This is a genomic window from Leisingera sp. ANG49, assembly GCF_059694505.1.
Window position 1 is genome coordinate 1 of the sequence record NZ_JCATZN010000067.1, and the last position, 359, is coordinate 359.

1 protein-coding gene is annotated in these 359 nt (G+C 63.2%); it reads left to right on the forward strand.

The window, feature by feature from the left end:
* Positions 1 to 359 (forward strand): calcium-binding protein (locus AC58NV_RS23760; protein ID WP_497229332.1); only part of this gene is annotated, 359 nt, incomplete at both ends.

The window sequence follows — 359 nt, forward strand, 5'->3', positions numbered from 1 at the left end:
GGATGACGGGGACGATGATCTGTTCGGCGGAACCGGAGCAGACAGCCTGAGCGGTGGTGCAGGCCAGGACATCCTGATCGGCGAGTCCGGCCAGGACACCCTGGAGGGCGGCAATGACAGCGATCTGCTGGATGGCGGCGGCGGGGCCGATCAGCTTGATGGCGGCGCAGGGGATGATGCGCTGGCGGGGGGAGACGGTGCAGATACTCTGACTGGCGGGCTGGGAACCGATACGCTCAGCGGCGGTGCGGGTTCGGATGTCTTTGTCTTCAACAGTTTCGATGAAAGCAGTGCAGGGGACGGCGTCCTGGATGTGATCGCGGATTTCGACGATACGCAGGATCAGATCGACTTCAGCT